Raw genomic sequence first — 20,939 nt, 5'->3', positions numbered from 1 at the left:
GCTGCCAGGGGTAGGCTGGCCGCACCACGAAATTACCAACGGGTCCACTCAATGAGGCCCAAAACACCAAGGGAGAAAAGTATGAAGTTTAAATCAGTCTTTATGGCGGCCTCGATGGCTGCACTGGCAGCCGGTGGCGCCTGGGCCGAGGGCGGCAAGGTCAAGGTCGGCATGATCACCACGCTTTCGGGCGGTGGTGCGGGCCTTGGCATCGACGTGCGCGATGGTTTCATGCTGGCGGCCAAGATGGCAGGCAACGACAATCTGGAAGTGGTGATCGAAGATGATCAGCGAAAGCCGGATATCGCTGTGCAACTGGCCGACAAAATGATCCAGTCGGAAAAGGTCGATGTGCTGACCGGGATCATCTGGTCAAACCTGGCTATGGCGGTTGTGCCGTCGGCCACGGCGCAGGGCAAATTCTACCTATCGCCAAACGCTGGCCCATCTGCACTGGCGGGCAAGGGCTGTAGCCCGCTCTACTTCAACGTCGCATGGCAGAACGACAACCTGCACGAAGCGGCAGGCGCCTATGCCAATGACGCTGGACACAAGAACAGCTTCATCCTCGCGCCTAACTATCCTGCGGGCAAGGACGCGCTGACCGGCTACAAACGGATGTACACAGGCGAACTGGCGGGTGAGCTTTATACTGAGCTTGGCCAGACCGACTATGCCGCCGAGATCGCGCAGATCCGCGCTTCTGGTGCTGATAGCGTGTTTTTCTTCCTGCCCGGCGGCATGGGGATTTCCTTTCTCAAGCAATACGCCAACTCTGGCGTAGACCTGCCCGTTGTTGGCCCGGCGTTCAGCTTTGATCAGGGTATCTTGCAGGCCGTGGGCGATGCAGCGCTTGGCATCAAGAACACAAGCCAGTGGAACAAGGATCTGGACAACCCCGCCAACGCAGCCTTTGTCGAGGCGTTTCAGGCCGAGTATGACCGCCTGCCATCGCTATATGCCAGCCAGGGGTATGATACCGCCAACCTGCTGCTGAGCGCGATGGGCAAAGCCGAGGTCACAGATGCCGATGCGTTCCAGAAAGCATTGGAAGAAGCGGATTTCGACAGTGTGCGCGGCAAGTTCAAGTTCGGCAACAACCACCACCCGATCCAGGACTACTACGTGCGTGAGGTCGTCAAAGAGGGTGACGTCTATACCAACAAACTGGTTGGCCCGTCCCTGACAGATCACGTGGATGCCTACGCGGCAGACTGCGCGATGTAATGTCGAACGGCCCCGGTTTCGCGCCGGGGCCATCGTATATGATATGACGCGGGGGCAGAGCCTCGGCGCGCCGGGGAGCTTTGCCAGATGACTGTAATCCTGCTGATTGAGCAGATTTTGAACGGGCTTCAGTCCGGGGTCATGCTGTTCTTGATGGCCGCCGGGCTGACGTTGATTTTTGGTGTCATGGGGTTGATCAACCTCGCCCATGGCTCGCTTTACATGGTTGGTGCGTTTGCTGCGGCGGCCGTGGCGGCGGCGACGGGCTCGTTCCTACTGGCCTTGGTGGCAGCACTTGCTGCTGCGGCGGCGGCAGGCACGGTGATTGAAATGACAGTGATCCGCCGCCTTTATGACCGTGACCATCTGGATCAAGTGCTGGCGACCTTTGCGTTGATCCTGATCTTTTCAGAAGGCACGCGGTATCTGTTTGGCTCATTCCCGCTGTTTCTTGAAATTCCCGCAGCACTTTCCGGGCCTGTCACCTTGCCGGGGGGCATTCAGTATCCGCTGTACCGTTTGATGATCATTGCCGTAGGGCTGGCCATCGCCGCCGGGCTATTCCTATTGATCGCCCGCACCCGCATCGGTATCCAGATCCGGGCAGGAGAGGCCGACCGCGAGATGATCGCGGCGCTTGGCGTCGATATCGCCCGGCTTTATACACTGATCTTCGCCCTTGGTGCCGCCTTGGCCGGGCTGGCAGGCGCACTGGTGGGGGCAATCCAATCAGTACAGGTCGGCATGGGTGAACCCGTGCTGATCCTCGCCTTTGTCGTGATCGTGATCGGCGGCATCGGGTCGATCAAGGGCGCGCTGGTCGGTGCGCTGCTGGTGGGGCTGACGGATACGCTCGGCTCGGTCCTGTTGCCACTGCTGTTTGCAAATTTCATGGAGACGTCTGCTGCCACATCCGTGGGTTCGTCGCTGGCTTCCATGTCGATCTACATTTTGATGGCGGGGGTGTTGTTGTTCAAACCCACCGGCCTCTTTGGGGAGGCGTAAGCCATGCACCGCGAAACGATCCTCAATACTTTTCTATTCCTGATGCTGCCCGCAACGGCGCTGGTTGCCCTCGCGCTGGATGAACCCTTTATCATCACGCTGGTGACCAAGGCCGCGATCCTCGCACTGGCCGGTGTGGGCCTGAACATCGCGCTTGGTCTTGGAGGATTGGTCAGCTTTGGACATGCGGCATTCTTTGGCCTTGGCGGTTATAGCATGGGTATCCTCGCCGCCCACGCACAAAGTTATACGCCGCTGATGGAGGTGCCTTTCTTGATAGAGGGGACCAATTCCATGCCAGTCATCTGGCTGGTGGCGATCGTGGTCTCGGCCCTCGCGGCGCTGCTGATCGGCGCACTGTCGTTGCGCACCTCGGGCGTCTACTTCATCATGGTGACACTCGCCTTTGGACAGATGCTGTTCTACTTTGCCATCTCCTGGCCCGCCTACGGCGGCGAAGATGGCCTGTCGATCTATGTGCGCAATGGCTTTCCGGGGCTAAATACGCTTAACCCCATCACCTTCTTTGCCATCGCCTTTTGCATCCTTGCGTTGGTTTTGTTTTTCGCCGGCCGTCTGGCGCGCGCGCCCTTCGGGTTGGCGCTGTCCGCCGCGCGGCAAAACTCTGAGCGCGTCGAGGCAGTGGGCCTCGCTCCCTTTCGCCTGCGGCTGGTGGCATTCGTTCTGTCCGGGGCGGTGACCGGGCTGGCAGGCGCGCTCTTTGCCGACCTCAACCGATTTGTCAGCCCGACCATGTTCAGTTGGCAAACCAGCGGCGAAATCATGGTCTTTGTCATTCTGGGCGGGGTCGGGCGGCTGTTTGGCCCGGTCGCCGGGGCGGCACTGTTTATCTTGCTGGAACACGTCCTGGGCGGTCTTAGCGAGTTCTGGCACATCTATCTTGGGTTGCTCTTGTTGCTTGTGGTGCTGTTCGCCCGTGGCGGCATGATCGGGCTGATCGCGGGACGGGAGGTGGCCCATGACTGATGCACCGCTTTTGGACATTCGGGGCCTGCATAAACAGTTCGGCGCGCTCAAGGCGACGGATGATGTGTCTCTGACCTTGAACGCGGGTGAAATCCACGCGTTGATCGGGCCTAATGGGGCGGGCAAATCGACGTTAATCAAGCAGATCGCAGGCGGGTTGAAATCCGATGCGGGCAGCGTGCATTTTGCTGGGCAGGATGTGACAGCGCTTTCCACCGTGGCACGCGCGCGGGCAGGGCTGGGCCGCACCTTTCAAATCTCGTCGCTCGCCATGGAATATACTGTGCTGCAAAATGTCGTTCTGGGCGCGCTGGGGCAATCGGGCCGCGTGATGCGGTTTTTCCGCCCGGTGATGGCGGATGCCGATCTGCGCGCACGCGCCATAGATGCGCTGGAGCAGGTAGGGCTGGTGCAGAACGCCAACAAACGGACGGCCGACCTGTCGCACGGCCAGCGGCGTCAATTGGAGGTGGCCGTGGCGCTGACCCTACGGCCTAAAGTGTTCTTGATGGATGAACCGATGGCCGGGCTGGGGGCCAGCGGCTCCAAGACCCTGACCGGGTTCCTCGACGGGCTGCGGCACAAGGCACCGATCCTTTTGGTCGAACATGACATGGACGCGGTTTTTGCCCTCGCGGACCGGATCAGCGTGCTGGTCTATGGCAAGATCATCGCCACTGGCAGCGCGGATGAGATCAAGGCGGACCCGCAGGTGCGTGAAGCCTATCTGGGTGCGGAGGACGCGGCATGAGCCTGCTGGAACTCAAGGATATCACCGCCGCCTATGGGCCCACGCAGGCGCTGTTTGGCGTCGACCTGAGCCTGCGCGCGGGCGAGGTCTGCGCGTTGATGGGCCGCAACGGCATGGGCAAGTCGTCTACCATCAAGGTGATCTGCCGGATGCTGAAACATTCGGGTGGCACGGTCACTTTTGACGGGCAAGACATCGGTGGCTTGCCGAGTTTTCGCGCAGCACAGGCCGGGTTGGGGCTGGTGCCCGAGGGACGGCGCTGTTTTGGGCCGCTGACCGTGCATGAAAACCTGATTGCCGCTGCACGCCCCGGCCCCTGGGACGAGGACCGCGTGACAAATCTGTTCCCGCGGTTGGGGGAACGGCGTGATCAACTGGCCGGATCGCTTTCAGGCGGAGAGCAACAGATGCTGGCCATTGGCCGTGCGCTGATGACCAACCCGAAATTACTGCTGCTCGACGAGGCGACCGAAGGGTTGGCCCCGGTCGTGCGCCAAGAAATATGGGCCGCTGTGGCCACGCTCAAACGCGACAGCGGGTTGGCGTTGCTGGTGGTCGATAAATCGCTCGCTGAACTGCGCCGCATTGCGGACCACGCGGTCATTCTTGAACGAGGCCGATCTGTCTGGTCCGGGGCCATGACGGCGCTGGATGCACAGGTGGCCGATCAGTATCTGGGCGTCTGACCCAGCACATTATAAGGAAAGCACTATGTCACATCAGATTATTCAACCCAAAGGTTGGGCCCCCGCCAAAGGGTATGCAAATGGCATGCTCAGCGCGGATGGGCATCTGTTTGTCGGCGGCCAGATCGGCTGGACCGCTGATCAGAAGTTTGAGGCGCATGACTTTATCGGTCAGATGAAACAGGCACTGCAAAACATCCGCGATGTGGTCGAGGCGGCAGGCGGCTCCCCCGAAGATATCGTGCGCCTGACGTGGTATGTGACCGACAAGAAGGAATATGTCGCCGCACAAAAAGACGTTGGTCGCGCCTACCGCGAGATATTGGGCAAGCATTTTCCAGCCATGGCGATGGTCGTGGTTGCGGCCCTGGTAGAAGATGAGGCCAAGGTCGAGATCGAAGCAACTGCGGTGATTCAGCCCAAAGGCTAAACGTCGAAAAATATCGTCTCATCAGGGCCTTGCAGGTGGATATTGAAGTGGTATTCACCTGCGGCTGCCGGGGTGGCCAGTAAGGTCGGCAGGCGGTTTTTGTGTTCGATCCGGGACAGCACCGGGTCGGCGCCATTGGCGGTGTCTTCGTCGGCAAAGTAGGCGCGGGTGTGCAGCCCGAGGTTGATGCCACGCGCCACGATCCAAAGCGTGATATGTGGCGCCTGCATTCCGCCGCGCGGCCACGCGACCGGGCCAGGCTTTAGCGTCTCAAACCGAAACTCTCCCGTATCTGCGTCGCAGGGACAGCGCCCGAACCCGGTAAAATGCGGGTCTGCCATGGCGGTGCCTGTGTGGTGGCCCGCGGCGTCGGCCTGCCAGGCTTCGACCATGGCGTCCCGCAGCGGTGTGCCGGTGCCGTCAAATATCCGCCCGGTCAGTATAATCCGGGTGCCTGCGGCCTCGCCTGTGATCATGCGCGCGCCAAGGTCTTGGTCGTAGACGCCGGTCAAACCAGCAAAATTCGGTGTGCACCCGATGTGTACATAGGGGCCTGCCGTCTGGCTTGCGCTTTCGGGATAATCCGCCATCATAGCCCCTCCATTCGGTTTTCAAACATCGTCTGACGCCGCCCGCGCAGGGTGATGTCAAACCGGTAGGCCAGCGCATCCATCGGCACCGTTTGGCCCATGTCCAGCGGCGCAATCAGCCGTTCCACCGCGGCCTTGTCATTAATCGACCCGACAATGGGGCAGCGCCAGATCAGCGGATCGCCTTCGAAATACATCTGTGTGATTAACCGCTGGGCAAATCCTGCGCCAAAGACCGAAAAATGGATGTGGGCGGGTCGCCAGTCATTCGGACCGTTGGGCCAAGGGTAGGGGCCGGGCATCACCGTGCGCAGGCTGTAGCACCCCTGCGCATCCGTGATCACCCGGCCGCAACCGCCGAAATTCGGGTCAAGTGGCGCGATATAGCCTTCTTTGGCGTGCCGATACCGCCCACCCGCATTGGCCTGCCAAACTTCGAGCAGCGCGCCCGGCACAGGGCGGCCGAACTGATCTTGCACGCGGCCGTGCACTATAATGCGGGGCCCAATGGCGGATTGTCCGTCCGCAGCAAAATTGTGCAATAAATCGCCGTCCAGCGGACCGAGCATGTCGGCAGCAAAGACCGGACCGCTTTCTTCGCTCAGCGTCGAGGGAAAGGATAGGGGCGCGGCCTGCGGGCTGCGTTTCACCGATGTGCGGTAAGGCGGATAAAGCGGGGCGGGATGCTGCGCCATGTCGCGCGCCAGATATCCGCCCTTGGGGGTGTCGTGATCGTTCATCACGCTTTTCGGGGTGTCGTGATTGTTCATCACGCTTTTCGAGGTGTCGTGATTGTTCATCACGCTTTTCGAGGTGTCGTGATTGGTCATCAGTAAGGCAGCCCCACATAGTTCTGTGCCATCGCCAGCTGCGCGGCATCGTTGCTACGCAGGAAATCTAGTTCAGCCTGTTGCATGCGCAGGTCAAATTCGGTCTGTTCTGGAAAACGGTGCATCAACTGCGAGAACCACCATGAAAAACGCTCGGCTTTCCAGACGCGCGCGAGCGCCTTTGTGGAATATTGTTGCAAACCGCTGTCATCGCCATCGGCATAAAACGCCTTTAGCCCATTATACAGATAGTGCACGTCAGAGGCGGCGGTGTTCAACCCTTTGGCACCGGTTGGCGGCACGATATGCGCCGCGTCACCACATAGGAACAAGCGCCCCCATTGCATCGGTTCGGTCACGAAAGACCGCAGCGGGGCGATGGATTTTTCGATCGAACGACCAATGACCAGCCGGTCGGCCACTTCTTCGGGCAGGCGGCGTCTCAGCTCTTCCCAGAAATCGGCGTCGGACCAGTTTTCCACCCGGTCGGCCATGGAACATTGCAGGTAATAACGGCTGAGATTGGCATTGCGCATTGAACATAGGGCAAAGCCGCGCTGCGAATTGGCATAGATCAGTTCTTCGCTGACGGGAGGTGTCTGCGACAGGATACCAAGCCAACCAAAGGGGTAAACCTTTTCAAATTCGCGGCGTTGGTCTTCTGGTATGGTTCGGCGGCTGACGCCGTGAAACCCGTCACACCCGGCCACATAGTCACAGGCGATCTGTTTGTGTTTGCCGTTCACGGTGAAGGACACCGACGGGCTGTCGGTGTCGGCGTCGTCGATGCTAACGTCTTCGACGTTGAAAATCGTCTTTGCGCCACAGGCATCGCGGGCATCGTACAGATCGCGGGTCACTTCGGTCTGGCCATATACCATCACCGGCTGGCCAGTATGTTTAGCAAAATCAATGCGGAACGTGCCGCCGACATGGGCAATCACGGCGCCGTCGTGGGCCAGCCCTTCGGCGCGCAGGCGTTTGTCGACCCCCGCCTCGGTCAGCAGGTTAACCATGCCCTGCTCCAACACACCCGCGCGGATACGGCTCAGCACGTAATCGCGTGTCTTACGCTCGAGCACGATATTGTCGATCCCCGCCCGATGCAGCAACTGCCCCAGCAGCAGCCCCGATGGACCGCCGCCGATGATTAAAACCTGTGTGCGCATAGTTCCTCCCCATGTCTATGCGTCAGACTAGAGAGTTATTTGACAAAATCCAGTACATTGGCAGACTTAGGAGCGCCGAAGCAGGGGGGAGACTGCGGCGGAGATGGCAAAGAGCACAGCAGCTAGGCTGACGATGCTCGGCCCGGCCGGCGTATCGAATTGCAAAGAGGCCCCAAGACCGCCCAACGCGGCAATCGCCCCCAGGGCCATGGCCCAAATTGCCATCGTTTCAGGTGTGCGGGCAAAGGGACGGGCGGTGGCTGCTGGAATGATCAGCATTGCCGCAATCAACAGCGCACCCACGACCTTGATGGCGACGGCGACCATGATCGCCAGTGCAAAGGTCAATATCAGCTGTTCGCGCCTTGGATTGCCGCCGCTGGCCTGAGACAAATCGGGGTTCACCGTTGCAGCGAGCAAGGCCGACCAGCGCCAGATCAGCAGCAGGGCGACGGCCAGTGCGCCGCCCCAGATCACCGCCAGATCAGTGGGCGTCACCGCCAGAATCTCGCCAAAAAGATAGGCTTGCAGGTCTACCCGCTGGCCGGGCAGCAACGACACCGCCACCAGTCCCAGCGCCAGTGCGGCATGAGCCATGACACCCAGCAACGCATCGGCGCTGACAGTACGGCCGGACAGGGTGCTGATGATCAGCGCCATCACCAGCGCCACCAGCAGCACCCCGCCGGTGACCGGCAGATCGGTGGCCAATGCCAGCGCCACACCCAACAAGGCGGCGTGGCTGGTGGCATCGCCGAAATAGGCCATGCGCCGCCAGATCACGAAACAGCCCAAGGGTGCAGCGGCCAGCGCCACGCCCAAGCCTGCCAGCGCGCTGCGCACAAGAAAATCATCCAGCATTCTGGCCCCCATGGGTGTTATCGTGGTGGTGGTCATCGCCGTGGTGGTGATGGTCATGGTGGTCGTGATCATGGTCGTGGTGATGGCGGTAGAGCGCCAGCGCGCCCTGCGTGCCGGTGCCGAACAGCGCGCGATATTCGGGCGCGTCGGCGACGCTTTCTGGGGTGCCTTCACAACAGACATGACCGTTTAGGCACAGCACCCGGTCGCTGGCGGCCATAACCACATGCAAATCATGGCTAACCATCAATACCGCGCAGCCCATCTCGCGGCGCACAGTTTCGATCTGGCGGTAAAAAGCGGCGGCGCCGGGCTGGTCCAGCCCCTGTGTCGCCTCGTCAAGTATCAGAAGATCAGGCTTGCCAAGCAGGGCGCGCGCCAGAAGCACGCGCTGAAACTGCCCGCCGGACAGATCGACCATCTGGCGGCTGGCCAGGTCGGTCACGCCCGCCTGTTCCAGCGCATCGCGGATGACGGTGCTTGATTGGCGGCGCGGCAGGTTCAGGAAACGCTGTACGGTCAGCGGCAGTGTTGCATCAATCTGCAATTTTTGCGGCACATAGCCGATCCGCAGCCCTGGCGTTCGTATGATATCCCCTGCACTGGGTTTCAACGCGCCGATCAACGCGCGAAGCAGGCTTGATTTACCCGATCCATTCGGCCCGACGATGGTAACGATCTCTCCGCGCTTAATAGAAAAGTCGACCCCGCGCAGCACGATCTGGCGGCCATGGCGCAGGGTCAGTCCTTTGGTTTCGAGCAGTATCATGCGCCGCTGTCCTGACAGGCCGGGCAAAGGCCTTCGGCCTCAACTACCGTGCGTTCAATTTTGAAACCGGCGGCGCGGGCGGCGTCACCCAAACGGCCCTGCATCGGTTGGGTTTCGGCTTCGGCCACCGATCGACAGCCCCGGCAGATCAGAAAGGCGGGCGCGTGATCGGCGCCGGGATGGGCGCATCCGATATAGGCGTTCAGCGCCTCGACCTTATGGGCCAGACCAGCCTTGACCAGAAAATCCAGCGCCCGGTAGGCGACGGGCGGCTGCGCACCAAGCCCTTCTTCGGCGAGATGCGCCAGCAGATCATAGGCCCCCAGCGCGCGGTGTTCGGCCAGCAGGATTTCCAGGGTGCGACGTCGGACCGGCGTCAGGCGCAACCCCTTGGCAGCACATTGGGCTTCGGCCTGAGACAGGGTCGTGCGGACACAGGCGCTGTGATCGTGGCGTTCAAATCCGATGGCGGGGACAGAGGGCATGGGGCGCGGCCTTTTATGAGTTCGGCTATTGATATGTTATAACATCCAGTGTAGCAACTGTGATAGTATAACAAAAAGGGTCCGCCATGTTTCGCTATTGTTTGCCTGCCGCCGTTGTGGCGTCTTTTTCGGTGCCAGCTTTGGCCGATGTGCCGGTTGTCGCAACCGACATTGCCCCAGTTCATGCGCTGGTGACCCAAGTGATGGCAGGGGTGGGCATGCCAGAACTGATCATCCCGCCCCGTGCGTCGCCCCACGGCTATGCCATGCGCCCGTCCGAGGCCCGCGCCCTTAATGCTGCCGATCTGGTCGTCTGGGTCGGGCCGTCCCTGACACCGTGGCTGGCTGAGCCGATTGAAACATTGGCCGGATCGGCCACACATCTGACATTGATGGACCAACCCGGCACCCACATCCTGCCGTTTCGGGAGGGGGCGAAGTTTGAGGCGCACGACCATGGCGAAGAGGGCAATGCAGCCGAACACCATGGTGACGAGGACCATGGCGAGAATCACGATGATCATGAGGAAGACCACGCAGGCCACGATCACGGCGCCGATGACCACGCAGACCATGACACGCACGACGGCCACGCCCACGGCGGCAACGATCCGCACGTCTGGCTGGACCCACGCAACGGCCAGCTTTGGCTCGGCCAGATTGCCGAGGCTCTGGCAGAGCGCGATCCTGACAACGCCAAGACCTACCTGGACAACGCCCTGGCGGCGCAGGAAGAGTTGGCAAAGCTGGAGACCGAAATCACCGCCCAACTTGCCCCTCTGCGTGGCCGCCCGTTCATCGTGTTTCATGATGCCTACCACTATTTCGAGGCCCGATTTGATATCGAAGCCGCCGGCGCGATCAGCGAGAATGACGCGCGCACCCCAGGGGCGGCCCGTCTGGCCGAACTGCGCGTCGTTGTGAGCGACACAGGTGCCACTTGCGTGTTTGCCGAACCACAGTTTAACCCCGGCCTTGTGGCGGCCATTGCAGACGGGCAGGCGGTAAAGGCCGGCACGCTTGATCCGCTGGGCGCGGCGTTGACACCTGGTGCATCCCTATACGGCGATTTGCTGCGCGGCATGGCCGACAGTATGGCGGCCTGCCTGTCTGACTGATGAAAAAAGGTGGCGCGGCCTTTTGGGCTGCGCCACCTGTCATTGGTGCTAAAAAGGACTTTATAAAATAGACGTCAGACCGCGATTTTACCGCCGCCCTGTTTGGTGATCACTACCACGGCCGGGCGCGGTGGCATGTTGTCATCGAAATCGGGCCAACGCGTGGCGGGGTCCTCAAAAGTGCTTTCGCGCTCGAACCCGGCCAGATCCTTGGTCCCGTCTGTGCCGGGGTGTTGCACGGCAACAAACAGTGTTTCGCCGTTATCAGTGAAATAGGGGCCGCACATCTCGCCGCCCACGGGACAGCGGAAGAACAGCTTGGACGTGCCGCGCGCCGCGCCTTCGGTTTCAAGCGCATAAAGCCCGTCGGATTTGCCGGTCTTGCCCCATTTGCTGCCCTGATCGGTACTGATCCACAGCCGCCCATCCGCATCCATCGCGGCGTTGTCGGGGCTGCCGAACCAGCCGTTTTCAGAGGTTTCGGGATTCCATTGTGCGCCGACATCGGCAATCGCCGGATCGCCGCATTTGACCAGGATCGACCAGGTGCCCGACGTTGCCGCGTGATCGCCGCCGTCTTCTTTGATTTCGATGATATGCCCAAAGTTGCTGTCGGCGCGTGGATTGGCGGCGTTTGTATCGCCTTGTTTGCGCTTATTGTTGTTGGTCAACATGATGTAGGCCGTCCCATCGCCTCGCGGCTGCGCGTCCTCGGGGCGGTCCATCGGGGTGGCGCCCAGCAGGTCTGCGGCCAGACGGGTATCAATCAGCACATCGCCTTGGTCGTTGAACCCGTTTTCTGCTGTCAGCGGTCCGGTGCCATGCACCAGGGGCAACCAGTTGATTATGCCGTCCTCTTCAAAGCGCGCGACATAGAGTGTGCCATCGCTTAGCAGGGCGGAGTTCGCCGCGCGGTCATCAGACACACTGTCGGCAGAGACATATTTATACTGGTAATCAAACCGGTTGTCGTCGCCCATATAGACCACGAGCTTTCCTTCGGTGCTGACCGTTGTTTCGGCCCCTTCATGGCGGAAACGGCCAAGGGCGGTGTGTTTGACGGGTATCGCGCCGGGGTCTTTTGGATCAACTTCGACCACCCAGCCAAATTTGTTGGGCATATTTGGTTCGGCATCGACGTTGAACCGCGCGTGGTGCTTGCCCCATGCGTACCACATGCCCGGCACGCCGTAGCGGTCCCATGATTTTTCTTCCGCGGCGCCCGTGATGTCTGGCTTGCCCTCGGCATCCAGTTTGTCGGTCCAGAAATAGCCGTGAAAGTTTTCCTCGGCCATCAACCATGTGCCCCAAGGCGTCAGCCCACCTGCGCAGTTGTTCAGCGTGCCGATCACATTCACGCCCGATGGGTCATCGTTGGTTTGCAGACGCGCATGGCCCGCCGCAGGACCATCAAGCGTCATTGCGGTGTCGAGCGGTGTAATTCGACGGTTCATCTCGCCGTCGCGCACGACCTGCCAAACGCCATCCGCATCGCGGGCAATCTCAACCACCGACCCACCGTGCGCGGCCATTTCGATGTCGATCAGCTCGGGCGTCATGCCGGCAAAATCCGCCTTGTCCTGACGGCCAAGACCGGGGAACATCACTTCTTCGTTGGTGTATTCGTGGTTCACACACAACAAGCCACGGCTGCCATCCTCGTTCAGCGGCACAAAGCCGACGTAGTCGTTATTATAGCCAAACTGCTGCAACTGGGCGGCGGCGGTCTGGTTCATCACGTCGAAATCGGGCGCATTCGCGGTGATCGGATCACCCCAGCGCAAGAGTACCTGCGCATCGTAGCCATCGGCGACGTGGTGGGTTTCATCGTTGCCCCATGCAAGTTCGTCAAAGGCATAGCGGCTGGCGACCGCAGCCGCGGCGGCCTTGTTCGGGGCGATCGCGGCGGCGGTGCCAAAGAGCGCGGTGGTGGCAGACACCCCCAGCATTCCGCGCAGGACGTCGCGGCGGCCATAGCGCGCATTGATCACATCGCCGATGGTGCGCGTCAGGTTGGGGTTTGTGGGGATGTCGTCGAAGGCTTCGTAGGCTTCGGCCTTATTGCCAATGGCGGGGTCTTTGAGAATGTCGCGACGGGTCATGGGGCTTCCTTGTCGGTGGCATATTTTATGCGCCCCACTTACCGCCCGTCTGTCACGGTTTTATGACGGATCAGACCGGGCTGCGGCTAAATCCGACGATCAGTTGCCGCAGGCCAAAGGCCGCACCGGCAAAGATCGCCAGTAGGGTCATCGGCCCGCTGAAGGCGAGGGAGGAAATGGCCGAGATGCCTTGGCCGATGGTACAGCCCATGGCGATTACCGCGCCCGCACCCATCAGCCCCGCACCAAAGATCTGGCGGCGCAGTTCGCGCGGATCTTCGCAGGCTTCCCAGCGGAAATGACCGAGCCAGAGCGAGCCGAGAAAGGCCCCGACCCAGACCCCCGCGACCGACCCGATGCCAAAGCTGAGCGGGCGCACTGAGCCTTGCATGGCATAAAGCAGCGCCTCGCCGACGGGGGCAGAAAACGTGTGCGAAATCAACACTTGCGGCGCAAACCCATGGCGCGCAATCCAGGCGGTGGCGGCCCAGCCCGAGACGATGGCAAGCCCAACAACCGTGCCCCATATCACCGCCTTGGGATCGCGGCGAAACTGGTGCCCGGCCAGCATCACCAGACAGATCGCAGCGCCGATGATCATGCCGGCCAGCGGCACGCCAACCCCGGTGAATCCCGCCAGAACATGTGCTATCCCATGCGGCGTGCCAACGACGGTTGCGCGGGGGAACAGCCATACGCGCAGCGGCGCGAACGGCCCGCTTAGCACGGCATAGGCCGCCAAACCCATGACTAAAACGATGACAAAGGCGCGCAGGTCGCCGCCACCCAAACGGGCCAAAGCGCCAAAACCGCAGTTGCCCGCCAGCGCCATACCGTAGCCAAACATCAAGCCGCCCGCGATGGCGGCGGGCCATGAAAAGGCGACCTGCAGGTAAAACGCCCGGTCGATATCAACCCAGCCCAGCCCCGCCAAAGCAAAACAACCCAATGTGGCAACGCCAATCGCCAGCCCCCACATCCGCAAGCGTATGTCGGAGCCACCATAAACTGCGTCTTCGATGGCACCCAGCGTGCAGAACCGACCCAGCCGCGCGGCCAAACCAAGCAGCACGCCGCCGAACCCGCCCAGCAGCGCGATGGTCAGTGGCTGGCCCAGCAGGTCAATCATCTTTGCAAAACAGTTCGTAAACCGTTTCCAGCATCTTGCGCGGACGGTCGTCAGCCAATCGGTAAAAGATCGTCTTGCCTTCGCGCCGCGGGATCACCAGCCCTTCGAGCCGAAGCCGCGACAACTGCTGCGACACCGCCGCCTGACGGGTCGACAGCAGGCCTTCCAATTCGGTCACCGATTTTTCACCCGATACGAGATGACACAGAATCATCAACCGCCCCTCGTGACTGATCGCCTTGAGAAAATTCGAGGCGGTCACGGCGTTGGTCAACATGCGGTCCATGTCCTCGTCGGACATGTCGGGCGAAATAATAGGCAGGGCTGACATGGGTGATCCTAGCTTAGAATTGGATATCGTCAGCGATGGCATCAATGCCTGCCTGGGCGCAGGCATCATCGGCATCCGGCCCCGGCGCGCCGGACACGCCAATGCCAGCCACTGTGGCCCCATCGCCATCCTGCACGACCATGCCGCCGCCCAAGGGTAGGGCGTCACTGATTGCGCGGATGCCAAAGGAGACGGTGCCGGGCTGTGTCTGTTCAGACAATTCGCTGGTGTTGGTGCGGAAGCTCACCGCCGTCCAGGCTTTGCGGTGGGCGGTTTCGACCACATGTGCCCCGGCATAGCGGTCGCGCAGGAAAACCTGGCTTACGCCCATCCGGTCGACGACGGTGACACCCACCTGATATCCCGCATCTTGGCAGGATTGCAGCGCAGCTTGCGCCATTCTCAACGCATACTCAGGTTTCAGGCTGCGAAACTCGACAAAGGCGTCATCGGGGCCGGCCGCGGCGGAAGATGCGGCAAGGCATAGGGCAAGAACGGGCATTTTCATTCGGGTACTCCCTCAAATTCAGTGAATTCCTGTAGGATCTGATCAAGCAGCGGCCAAAAGAAATCGCGGCCGGGATACCCTTCGAGACGTGCCAGTTCGCGCCCGTCGTCGACCACGATGAACGTGGGCGTAAAGACAACAGCGCGCGACGTGGCGAGCAAATCGTCGACGGCGCGGATATTGACGCGCTGTAGCGGGGCAAATTTGCCCTCTGCGGTTTTTGGGTAAATCGGTGCGATTTCATCATCCCAGCGTTCGCAATAGATACAGCCGGGTTGTTCGACCATCACCAATTCGACCGCCCATGCAGGCAGGGCGGTCAGTGCCGCAAGGCAAAGGGTAGTCGTTGCGCGGATCATGGTGCATGCCTGATTGACGTTTGGATAACACTCAACGTAATTTGAATATGTGAATTGATCAAGCGCCACACCAGCGCAGACCGGGAGGGGCCATGTTCGACATTACCTATGCGGGGGCGCTGCTGGCCGGACTGCTCAGCTTTTTCACTCCCTGCATCCTGCCGATGGTGCCGTTTTACCTGAGCTACATGGCCGGTCTCAGCGTGACCGAGCTGCGCGGCGATGGGGCAATCGCGCCCGGCGCGCAGCGTCGGCTGGTGCTGTCGTCGGTCCTGTTTGCCCTCGGCGTCACGACGATCTTTGTACTGCTCGGCATGGGCGCGACGGCGTTGGGGCAGGTTTTTACACAATACCTAGAACCGCTTAGTTGGGTCGCGGCGGCGATACTACTGGTGTTTGGCCTGCATTTTCTGGGCGTCGTAAAGGTGCCGCTGCTCTACCGTGAGGCGCGGCTTGATGGCGGCGGCGCGCCGACGTCGATCTGGGGCGCCTATGTGATGGGGCTCGCCTTTGGTTTTGGATGGACGCCCTGCGTCGGCCCGGCACTGGCGTCGATTCTGATGATCGCCTCGGGCATGGGGGACATTTCGCGCGGTGGGCTGCTGCTGGCCGCATACGGGGCAGGGATGACCGCGCCCTTCGTGGTGGCGGCGATGTTTGCCAAGCCGTTCTTGAACTGGGCCGCGCGTAACATGGCGCTGGTGCAGAAAGTCGAAAAGGCGATGGGGCTGATGTTGATTCTCTTTGCCGTGCTGATAGTCACCGGGGGCGTGCGGTTGATCGCAGATGCGATGATCCGCTGGTTCCCAGCATTTACGACATTTGGGTAATCTGGAAGGAGCCTGACATGACACTGAAATCACTGATCACATCCACCTTTGTGGCGCTTATGGTCGCACTGCCTGCTGGGGCGGCGGAACTGGGCGATGACGGGCTGCACAAGGCCCCGTGGATGCGCGATACATTCAAGGACCTGCGCGAGGATCTGGCCGAGGCCAACGCCGAAGACAAACGCTTGCTGCTCATGTTTGAGCAGCGCGGCTGCGTCTACTGTACCAAGATGCACGCCGAAGTTTATCCGCGCCCAGAGATCGAAGACTTTATCACAGAGAATTATTTTGTGGTGCAACTGAACCTGCATGGCGATGTCGAGGTGACAGATTTCGACGGCGAGACTTTGTCGGAAAAGAAAATGGCACGCAAATGGGGGATTCTGTTCACGCCCACGCTTATGTTCTTGCCACAAGAGGTGCCAGACGGGGTTACTGCCCCGCAGGCCGCCGTAGCGGCGATGCCGGGGGCATTTAGTTTTGGCACGACATTGGATCTTCTGACTTGGGTGAAGGAAGAGCGCTATGATCTTGATACAGAAGAAGATTTTCAGCGCTACCATGCGCGCCGCATCGTGGAAAGGGACGACGGTAAGACCGATTGATCCGGCGTTTTGGGGCAGCACGCACAATAGCTATTCAAATTTATGAATTTGTTGTTGCGTGCTGTGGCCCGACTGCCTTAGGGTCAGTGATAACGGGATCACGAGGGATGCGTGATCCGCAGTGGGAGGAACTTCTATGATGAAATGGATCGTCACCGCCGCCCTGATCGGCGCCCCGGTTCTGGTTGCCGCCGATGGTGTGGCCCCAGCCGATGTGACCTTTGATGACTACGGCGCGGTTGAAACCTCGCTGTCCGGTACGCCGGGTGATGCTGCCAATGGTGCGGCCATCATGGGCGACAAGAAACAGGGCAACTGTGTGGCCTGCCACCAGATCAGCGCGCTGCAAGATGTGCCGTTTCAAGGTGAGGTTGGCCCGATGCTTGACGGGGCCGGTGACCGCTGGACCGAAGCTGAATTGCGCGGCATCGTTGCCAACAGCAAAAAGACCTTTGAAGGGTCGATGATGCCTTCCTACTTCAAGTCAACCGGCTACATCCGTCCCGGCGACGCCTACACAGGCGACGCGGCGAGTGAGCCCTTGGCACCCTTGCTGGAGGCCCAACAGATCGAAGACGTCGTGGCCTTTCTGGCTACGTTGAAAGAGTAACCGGCCACTGGCCTCGCTCGCAGATTTATCCGGCGCACCGCGCCGAAGTCGAACAAGGAGACTGAGATGAACTTCTCAAGACGTGAAACACTAGGGCTGGGCCTGGGCGCCATGGCGCTGACCTTGCTGCCCGTCGGCGCCTCTGCCGCAACGGTGGACGAAATGATCGCGGAATTCACTGGCGGGGCCGATATGGCCGACACCGGTGTGACCCTGACCGCGCCAGAAATCGCGGAAAACGGTAATACCGTTCCGATCACTGTCGATGCACCGGGCGCTTCGGCCATCATGGTTCTGGCCACCGGCAACCCAACGCCGCCCGTCGGCACCTTCAGCTTTGGCCCGATGGCCGGCTCACGCACCGCGTCGACCCGTATCCGCCTGGCCAAGACGCAAGAAGTGGTCGCCATCGCCAAGCTGGAAGACGGCACGTTTGCGCGCACCAGTGCCGAGATCAAAGTCACAATCGGGGGCTGCGGCGGTTAAGTCCGCGCGCCTCTTTATCAGGAGTTTTAGAACATGGCAGACGGTGTAACACCCCGCGTCAAAGTCCCAAAGAAAGCGGAAGCCGGTGAGGTAATCACGATCAAGACCTTGATCAGCCACCCGATGGAATCCGGCCAGCGGAAGGATGACGACGGCAATGTGATCCCGCGCTCGATCATCAACCGCTTTACCTGCGAATTCAATGGTCAGAACGTCATCGACATCACCATGGAACCGGCGATGTCGACCAACCCATATTTTGAATTTGACGCCACCGTGCCAGAGGCCGGAGATTTCAAATTCACTTGGTACGACGACGATGGTTCTGTCTACGAAGAGGTAAAGTCCATCGCTGTGGGCTGACCCGCATTTGGCCCAAAGCTGCGACCGGAACAGGGAGGAAACGACATGAAATTCAAGGCAATGACGGCGCTGGCGGCGCTGCTGGTCTCGGCCCCGATGATGGGTTTTGCGGACGAGGACGCAGAACTGGTGATCAACGGCGAGATCGAGATGGTGACCAAAACCGAAGCACCGGCACATCTCGACGGTGTGTTGCCTGAAATCATGTCAGGTTGGCGGTTCCGGTCGGATGAGACTCAGGCCCTGCAAATGGATGATTTTGACAACCCGGGCATGATCTTTGTCGATCAGGCGATCGAGGCTTGGAATACCGTTGAAGGGTCCGAGGGTAAATCCTGTGCCTCCTGTCACGAAGACGTGGCCGAAAGCATGAAAGGCGTCCGCGCCACCTATCCCAAGTGGAACGAAGAGGCGGGCGAAGTCCGCACTCTGGCGATGCAGATCAACGATTGCCGCGAAAACCAGATGGGCGCCGACACCTGGAAGTATGACAAGACCGACATCGTTTCGATGGAGGCGCTGATCTCGGTGCAGTCGCGTGGCATGCCGGTAAATGTGGCTATCGACGGCCCGGCCCAGAGCGTCTGGGAACAGGGCAAGGAAATGTACTACACCCGCTATGGCCAGCTCGAGCTGTCTTGTGCGAACTGCCACGAAGACAATTTTGGCAACATGATCCGCGCCGACCACCTGAGCCAAGGCCAGATCAACGGCTTTCCGGTGTATCGTCTGAAAAACAGCAAGCTGAACGGCAGCCATTCGCGCTTCAAAGGCTGTATCCGCGATACGCGGGCCGAAACCTTTAGCCCCGGCAGCCCTGAATTTATCGCGCTGGAGCTCTACGTCGCCAGCCGCGGCAATGGCCTGTCTGTCGAAGCACCTTCGGTGCGCAACTAAACCGACTTGAGACTGTCTGAAAGATCTTGATCCTGCCCCCGTCCGGGGCAGGATGTTTCCCTACGTTTACCGATGGAGCTTGCCATGCTGTCCCGCCGTGATTTTTTGCAAATGTCTATGGCTGCGGCCTCCATCTATGGGGGGTCCGGCTTTGGCAACTGGGCGCGCCTCGCAGCGCAGGACCGCTTTGATCAGGACACGCTGCTGGAGTTTGAAACCTTCGGTAATGTCACCCTGATGCATGTCACCGACATTCACGCCCAACTGAAGCCGATCTATTTCCGCGAACCCGAGGTGAACATCGGCGTTGGCAACAATCAAGGCGAAGTGCCGCACCTGACTGGCGAGGCGTTTCGCGTCCGCTATGGCATCGGCGGCGGCACTCCCTTGGATTACGCGCTGACCTATGACGACTTTGTGACCCACGCAAAGGCTTACGGCAAGGTCGGCGGGCTTGACCGTGTTGCAACTGTTCTGAACGCCATCCGTTCGGATCGCCCCGATGCGTTGCTGCTCGACGGGGGCGACACATGGCACGGCTCCATGACCTGTCTCAAGACCGAAGGGCAGGACATGGTCAATGTGATGAACGCCCTCAAGCCCGACGCGATGACATTCCACTGGGAATTCACCCTGGGATCAGAGCGCGTGGCAGAGATCGTAAACGGTCTGCCTTTTGCGGCACTGGGCCAGAACATATTTGATGCCGAATGGGACGAACCATCGGAATTGTTCAAGCCCTATGAATTTTTTGAGCGTGGCGGCGTAAAAATTGCTGTAATCGGACAAGCGTTTCCCTATATGCCGATCGCCAATCCGGGCTGGATGTTCCCCGAATACTCATTCGGTATCCGCGATGAACACATGCAGGAGATGGTCGACGAGGTGCGCTCAAAAGGGGCGGAACTGGTGGTCTGCCTGAGCCACAATGGCTTTGACGTGGACAAGAAAATGGCAGGCATCGTCAAGGGCATCGACGTTATCCTGTCGGGCCATACCCACGACGCATTGCCTGAACCGGTGCTGGTGGGGCAGACCCACATCATCGCGTCCGGTTCCAACGGCAAATTTGTCAGCCGCGTTGATCTGGATGTGCGCGACGGTCAGATGATGGGCATCCGCCACAAGCTGATCCCGATCTTCAGCGACCTGATCACACCGGACCCCGAAATCACCAAGCTGATCGACGCACAGCGCGCGCCCTATCTGGATGAATTGACCCATGTGGTTGGCAAATCCGACGCGCTTCTTTACCGGCGTGGCAATGTGAACGGGACGTGGGACAACGTGATCTGTGACGCGATGCTAAGCGAGCGTGACGCGGAGATCGCGCTTAGCCCCGGTGTGCGCTGGGGCCCGTCGATCCTGCCCGGTCAGGACATTACCCGCGAAGATATTTTCAACGTCACGGCCATGACCTATCCCAACGTCTACCGTACGGAAATGACCGGCGAATTCCTTAAGGTCGTTTTGGAAGACGTGGGCGATAACCTGTTCAACCCTGACCCCTATTACCAGCAGGGCGGCGACATGGTTCGTGTCGGCGGCATGGGGTTCAAGATCGACATTGCCAAACCGCAGGGCGAACGTATCAGCGAGATGACCCTGTTGAGTTCGGGTGAACCGATTGATGCGTCGCGCAACTATGTCGTGGCGGGGTGGGCATCGGTTAACGAGGGCACCGAGGGGCCGCCAATCTGGGACGTGCTAGAGAACCATATCGCGAAACTGGGCAGTGTGTCCCAAGGGGCCGAGACCCCGGTGAAAATCGTTCTGCCTGAGTAATTATTGTCAGAATAGGGGTTCTCACA

At 60.2% G+C, this 20,939-nt stretch carries 25 protein-coding genes; 14 read left to right on the top strand and 11 right to left on the bottom strand.

Annotation, left to right across the window (positions count from 1 at the left end; translation table 11 throughout):
* The first annotated feature begins 81 nt into the window (after positions 1–81).
* The 6 genes from AC1965_RS10605 (at position 82) to AC1965_RS10580 (ending at position 5,086) form a co-directional block, all read left to right on the top strand.
* A complete protein-coding gene (locus tag AC1965_RS10605; RefSeq protein ID WP_483883839.1) occupies positions 82–1,227 on the top strand; it encodes an ABC transporter substrate-binding protein in 1,146 nt (381 codons plus the stop codon).
* 87 nt (positions 1,228–1,314) lie between these two features.
* Positions 1,315–2,232, top strand: a complete 918-nt coding sequence (locus tag AC1965_RS10600; protein ID WP_483883838.1) for a branched-chain amino acid ABC transporter permease — start codon at positions 1,315–1,317, stop codon at positions 2,230–2,232.
* 3 nt (positions 2,233–2,235) lie between these two features.
* On the top strand, positions 2,236–3,219 hold the full coding sequence (locus AC1965_RS10595) for a branched-chain amino acid ABC transporter permease (RefSeq protein WP_483883837.1): 984 nt from the start codon (positions 2,236–2,238) through the stop codon (positions 3,217–3,219).
* Positions 3,212–3,970 carry an ABC transporter ATP-binding protein gene (locus AC1965_RS10590; protein WP_483883836.1) on the top strand — a complete coding sequence of 253 codons (759 nt, stop codon included), beginning with the start codon at positions 3,212–3,214 and terminating at the stop codon, positions 3,968–3,970. Before AC1965_RS10595 ends, AC1965_RS10590 begins: the two co-directional genes overlap by 8 nt.
* The gene (locus AC1965_RS10585; protein WP_483883835.1) at positions 3,967–4,656 is read left to right on the top strand and encodes an ABC transporter ATP-binding protein; all 690 of its coding nucleotides are present in this window, start codon (positions 3,967–3,969) and stop codon (positions 4,654–4,656) included. Before AC1965_RS10590 ends, AC1965_RS10585 begins: the two co-directional genes overlap by 4 nt.
* 25 nt (positions 4,657–4,681) lie before the next feature.
* The gene (locus AC1965_RS10580; protein ID WP_483883834.1) at positions 4,682–5,086 is read left to right on the top strand and encodes a RidA family protein; all 405 of its coding nucleotides are present in this window, start codon (positions 4,682–4,684) and stop codon (positions 5,084–5,086) included.
* On the opposite strand, the gene pcaG is transcribed toward AC1965_RS10580, so the two are convergent.
* From pcaG to AC1965_RS10550, 6 genes are all read right to left on the bottom strand, one after another.
* The gene (pcaG, locus tag AC1965_RS10575; RefSeq protein WP_483883833.1) at positions 5,083–5,679 is read right to left on the bottom strand and encodes a protocatechuate 3,4-dioxygenase subunit alpha; all 597 of its coding nucleotides are present in this window, start codon (positions 5,677–5,679) and stop codon (positions 5,083–5,085) included. The genes AC1965_RS10580 and pcaG overlap by 4 nt on opposite strands.
* Complete coding sequence (gene pcaH / locus AC1965_RS10570) at positions 5,676–6,416, bottom strand: protocatechuate 3,4-dioxygenase subunit beta (protein WP_483887030.1); 741 nt, start codon at positions 6,414–6,416, stop codon at positions 5,676–5,678. The genes pcaG and pcaH overlap by 4 nt, the downstream gene beginning before the upstream one ends.
* An 89-nt stretch (positions 6,417–6,505) precedes the next feature.
* Positions 6,506–7,675, bottom strand: a complete 1,170-nt coding sequence (gene pobA / locus AC1965_RS10565; RefSeq protein WP_483883832.1) for a 4-hydroxybenzoate 3-monooxygenase — start codon at positions 7,673–7,675, stop codon at positions 6,506–6,508.
* Between the two features lie 66 nt (positions 7,676–7,741).
* Positions 7,742–8,536 (bottom strand): metal ABC transporter permease, encoded by a 795-nt coding sequence (locus AC1965_RS10560; protein WP_483887029.1) that lies wholly within the window; start codon positions 8,534–8,536, stop codon positions 7,742–7,744.
* Positions 8,526–9,305, bottom strand: a complete 780-nt coding sequence (locus AC1965_RS10555) for a metal ABC transporter ATP-binding protein (RefSeq protein ID WP_483883831.1) — start codon at positions 9,303–9,305, stop codon at positions 8,526–8,528. The genes AC1965_RS10560 and AC1965_RS10555 overlap by 11 nt, the downstream gene beginning before the upstream one ends.
* Entirely contained in the window at positions 9,302–9,790 is a 489-nt protein-coding gene (locus AC1965_RS10550; protein ID WP_483883830.1) for a Fur family transcriptional regulator, read from the bottom strand. Before AC1965_RS10550 ends, AC1965_RS10555 begins: the two co-directional genes overlap by 4 nt.
* Before the next feature lie 86 nt (positions 9,791–9,876).
* Here AC1965_RS10550 and AC1965_RS10545 point away from each other — a divergent pair, with 86 nt between their 5' ends.
* Positions 9,877–10,908, top strand: a complete 1,032-nt coding sequence (locus AC1965_RS10545; RefSeq protein ID WP_483883829.1) for a zinc ABC transporter substrate-binding protein — start codon at positions 9,877–9,879, stop codon at positions 10,906–10,908.
* Between the two features lie 74 nt (positions 10,909–10,982).
* Here the strand turns inward: AC1965_RS10545 and AC1965_RS10540 are convergent, their stop codons facing one another.
* The 5 genes from AC1965_RS10540 to AC1965_RS10520 all read right to left on the bottom strand — a co-directional run bounded on the left by AC1965_RS10540 (position 10,983) and on the right by AC1965_RS10520 (position 15,337).
* Positions 10,983–13,010 carry a PhoX family protein gene (locus AC1965_RS10540; RefSeq protein WP_483883828.1) on the bottom strand — a complete coding sequence of 676 codons (2,028 nt, stop codon included), beginning with the start codon at positions 13,008–13,010 and terminating at the stop codon, positions 10,983–10,985.
* A 70-nt stretch (positions 13,011–13,080) separates the two neighbouring features.
* On the bottom strand, positions 13,081–14,139 hold the full coding sequence (locus tag AC1965_RS10535; RefSeq protein ID WP_483883827.1) for a YeeE/YedE family protein: 1,059 nt from the start codon (positions 14,137–14,139) through the stop codon (positions 13,081–13,083).
* Complete coding sequence (locus AC1965_RS10530; protein ID WP_483883826.1) at positions 14,132–14,470, bottom strand: ArsR/SmtB family transcription factor; 339 nt, start codon at positions 14,468–14,470, stop codon at positions 14,132–14,134. The genes AC1965_RS10535 and AC1965_RS10530 overlap by 8 nt, the downstream gene beginning before the upstream one ends.
* 13 nt (positions 14,471–14,483) lie before the next feature.
* Positions 14,484–14,978 carry a GlcG/HbpS family heme-binding protein gene (locus tag AC1965_RS10525; protein ID WP_483883825.1) on the bottom strand — a complete coding sequence of 165 codons (495 nt, stop codon included), beginning with the start codon at positions 14,976–14,978 and terminating at the stop codon, positions 14,484–14,486.
* Entirely contained in the window at positions 14,975–15,337 is a 363-nt protein-coding gene (locus tag AC1965_RS10520; protein WP_483883824.1) for a thioredoxin fold domain-containing protein, read from the bottom strand. Before AC1965_RS10520 ends, AC1965_RS10525 begins: the two co-directional genes overlap by 4 nt.
* Positions 15,338–15,429: 92 nt before the next feature.
* On the opposite strand from AC1965_RS10520, the gene AC1965_RS10515 reads away from it, so the two are divergent.
* From AC1965_RS10515 to soxB, 7 genes are all read left to right on the top strand, one after another.
* Positions 15,430–16,167, top strand: a complete 738-nt coding sequence (locus AC1965_RS10515) for a cytochrome c biogenesis CcdA family protein (protein WP_483883823.1) — start codon at positions 15,430–15,432, stop codon at positions 16,165–16,167.
* A gap of 17 nt (positions 16,168–16,184) precedes the next feature.
* Positions 16,185–16,772 (top strand): thioredoxin family protein, encoded by a 588-nt coding sequence (locus AC1965_RS10510; RefSeq protein ID WP_483883822.1) that lies wholly within the window; start codon positions 16,185–16,187, stop codon positions 16,770–16,772.
* Between the two features lie 139 nt (positions 16,773–16,911).
* Entirely contained in the window at positions 16,912–17,382 is a 471-nt protein-coding gene (soxX, locus tag AC1965_RS10505) for a sulfur oxidation c-type cytochrome SoxX (protein WP_483887028.1), read from the top strand.
* Between the two features lie 66 nt (positions 17,383–17,448).
* The gene (gene soxY, locus AC1965_RS10500) at positions 17,449–17,868 is read left to right on the top strand and encodes a thiosulfate oxidation carrier protein SoxY (protein ID WP_483883821.1); all 420 of its coding nucleotides are present in this window, start codon (positions 17,449–17,451) and stop codon (positions 17,866–17,868) included.
* Positions 17,869–17,901: 33 nt separating this feature from the next.
* Positions 17,902–18,231 (top strand): thiosulfate oxidation carrier complex protein SoxZ, encoded by a 330-nt coding sequence (soxZ, locus tag AC1965_RS10495; protein WP_483883820.1) that lies wholly within the window; start codon positions 17,902–17,904, stop codon positions 18,229–18,231.
* A 45-nt stretch (positions 18,232–18,276) separates the two neighbouring features.
* On the top strand, positions 18,277–19,128 hold the full coding sequence (gene soxA, locus AC1965_RS10490) for a sulfur oxidation c-type cytochrome SoxA (RefSeq protein WP_483883819.1): 852 nt from the start codon (positions 18,277–18,279) through the stop codon (positions 19,126–19,128).
* An 84-nt stretch (positions 19,129–19,212) separates the two neighbouring features.
* Complete coding sequence (gene soxB / locus AC1965_RS10485; protein WP_483883818.1) at positions 19,213–20,913, top strand: thiosulfohydrolase SoxB; 1,701 nt, start codon at positions 19,213–19,215, stop codon at positions 20,911–20,913.
* Positions 20,914–20,939 lie beyond the last annotated feature (26 nt).

Source organism: Sulfitobacter sp. KMM 9851, from assembly GCF_057178245.1.
The sequence above is the reverse complement of the archived record's forward strand: the minus strand, read 5'-3'. Positions and strand labels throughout refer to the sequence as shown.

Coding starts and splice junctions, on each gene's coding strand:
- AC1965_RS10605 (WP_483883839.1), top strand. CDS start 82: ATGAAGTTTAAATCAGTCTTTATGGCGGCCTCGATGGCTGCACTGGCA.
- AC1965_RS10600 (WP_483883838.1), top strand. CDS start 1,315: ATGACTGTAATCCTGCTGATTGAGCAGATTTTGAACGGGCTTCAGTCC.
- AC1965_RS10595 (WP_483883837.1), top strand. CDS start 2,236: ATGCACCGCGAAACGATCCTCAATACTTTTCTATTCCTGATGCTGCCC.
- AC1965_RS10590 (WP_483883836.1), top strand. CDS start 3,212: ATGACTGATGCACCGCTTTTGGACATTCGGGGCCTGCATAAACAGTTC.
- AC1965_RS10585 (WP_483883835.1), top strand. CDS start 3,967: ATGAGCCTGCTGGAACTCAAGGATATCACCGCCGCCTATGGGCCCACG.
- AC1965_RS10580 (WP_483883834.1), top strand. CDS start 4,682: ATGTCACATCAGATTATTCAACCCAAAGGTTGGGCCCCCGCCAAAGGG.
- pcaG (WP_483883833.1), bottom strand. CDS start 5,679: ATGATGGCGGATTATCCCGAAAGCGCAAGCCAGACGGCAGGCCCCTAT.
- pcaH (WP_483887030.1), bottom strand. CDS start 6,416: ATGAACGATCACGACACCCCCAAGGGCGGATATCTGGCGCGCGACATG.
- pobA (WP_483883832.1), bottom strand. CDS start 7,675: ATGCGCACACAGGTTTTAATCATCGGCGGCGGTCCATCGGGGCTGCTG.
- AC1965_RS10560 (WP_483887029.1), bottom strand. CDS start 8,536: ATGCTGGATGATTTTCTTGTGCGCAGCGCGCTGGCAGGCTTGGGCGTG.
- AC1965_RS10555 (WP_483883831.1), bottom strand. CDS start 9,305: ATGATACTGCTCGAAACCAAAGGACTGACCCTGCGCCATGGCCGCCAG.
- AC1965_RS10550 (WP_483883830.1), bottom strand. CDS start 9,790: ATGCCCTCTGTCCCCGCCATCGGATTTGAACGCCACGATCACAGCGCC.
- AC1965_RS10545 (WP_483883829.1), top strand. CDS start 9,877: ATGTTTCGCTATTGTTTGCCTGCCGCCGTTGTGGCGTCTTTTTCGGTG.
- AC1965_RS10540 (WP_483883828.1), bottom strand. CDS start 13,010: ATGACCCGTCGCGACATTCTCAAAGACCCCGCCATTGGCAATAAGGCC.
- AC1965_RS10535 (WP_483883827.1), bottom strand. CDS start 14,139: ATGATTGACCTGCTGGGCCAGCCACTGACCATCGCGCTGCTGGGCGGG.
- AC1965_RS10530 (WP_483883826.1), bottom strand. CDS start 14,470: ATGTCAGCCCTGCCTATTATTTCGCCCGACATGTCCGACGAGGACATG.
- AC1965_RS10525 (WP_483883825.1), bottom strand. CDS start 14,978: ATGAAAATGCCCGTTCTTGCCCTATGCCTTGCCGCATCTTCCGCCGCG.
- AC1965_RS10520 (WP_483883824.1), bottom strand. CDS start 15,337: ATGATCCGCGCAACGACTACCCTTTGCCTTGCGGCACTGACCGCCCTG.
- AC1965_RS10515 (WP_483883823.1), top strand. CDS start 15,430: ATGTTCGACATTACCTATGCGGGGGCGCTGCTGGCCGGACTGCTCAGC.
- AC1965_RS10510 (WP_483883822.1), top strand. CDS start 16,185: ATGACACTGAAATCACTGATCACATCCACCTTTGTGGCGCTTATGGTC.
- soxX (WP_483887028.1), top strand. CDS start 16,912: ATGAAATGGATCGTCACCGCCGCCCTGATCGGCGCCCCGGTTCTGGTT.
- soxY (WP_483883821.1), top strand. CDS start 17,449: ATGAACTTCTCAAGACGTGAAACACTAGGGCTGGGCCTGGGCGCCATG.
- soxZ (WP_483883820.1), top strand. CDS start 17,902: ATGGCAGACGGTGTAACACCCCGCGTCAAAGTCCCAAAGAAAGCGGAA.
- soxA (WP_483883819.1), top strand. CDS start 18,277: ATGAAATTCAAGGCAATGACGGCGCTGGCGGCGCTGCTGGTCTCGGCC.
- soxB (WP_483883818.1), top strand. CDS start 19,213: ATGCTGTCCCGCCGTGATTTTTTGCAAATGTCTATGGCTGCGGCCTCC.